We start from the raw sequence: 809 nt of genomic DNA, 5'->3' as shown, positions 1-809 counted from the left end.
AACACGGTACGGATATCAAGAGCCAGACCGGGGCTGCGCAGGCGTTCAATCAGGCTGACGACCATCAGTGAATGACCGCCGAGTTCGAAAAAGTGGTCATAACGACCGACCTTTTCCAGCCCCAATAATGCTTGCCAGATCTCAGCCAACGCGGTTTCCACCTTACCGACAGGGGCTTCATAATCGCGTGCCACAACCGCCGCCTGATCCGGTGCCGGCAGGGCCTGCCGGTCGAGTTTGCCATTGGGGGTCAGCGGGAAGGCGCCGAGCGTCACAAAGGCGCCGGGGATCATATAGTCGGCCAGCTGCCGGGCGAGCTGTTGGCGCAGCGCTGCCGGCTCAAGTTTTGCATTCGGTTCGGCGAGCAGATAAGCCACCAGACGCTTCTGATCGGCGTTGTCACCGCGGGCAATCACCACCGCTTCGTGCACCCCGGGGCATTGCACTAATTGCGCCTCGATTTCGCCCAGTTCGATCCGGAAACCGCGCAGTTTGACCTGAAAGTCATTGCGGCCGAGATATTCGAGATGACCGTCCGCGAGCCAGCGCCCCAGATCGCCGGTTTTGTACAGGCGGGCTGTCGGCGAAGCGGCGAACGGATCGGGCAGGAAACGGGCCGCGGTCAGTTCAGGGCGGTTCAAATAGCCCCGCCCGACGCCCGCCCCGGCGATGTGGATCTCCCCCGTTACCCCGAGCGGCACGGGCTGGCCGCCGGCGTCGAGGAGATAAATTTGGGTATTGGCCAGCGGGCGGCCAATGTTCGGGCGGGCCTGTGACAGGTCAACCGGGCAGGCGGTGGCGTTGACGGC

The 809-nt window shown here is 63.4% G+C and carries 1 protein-coding gene; it reads right to left on the bottom strand.

Translation table 11 applies throughout. The features are described from left to right. Nucleotides 1-809 (bottom strand): non-ribosomal peptide synthetase (locus H8A87_RS19290; RefSeq protein ID WP_198691497.1); only part of this gene is annotated, 809 nt, incomplete at both ends.

This window comes from Xenorhabdus lircayensis, assembly GCF_016306625.1.
In the GTDB taxonomy this organism is placed as follows: domain Bacteria; phylum Pseudomonadota; class Gammaproteobacteria; order Enterobacterales; family Enterobacteriaceae; genus Xenorhabdus; species Xenorhabdus lircayensis.
Note: the sequence above shows the minus strand (reverse complement) of the source record. Positions and strands in the feature narration are given on the sequence as shown.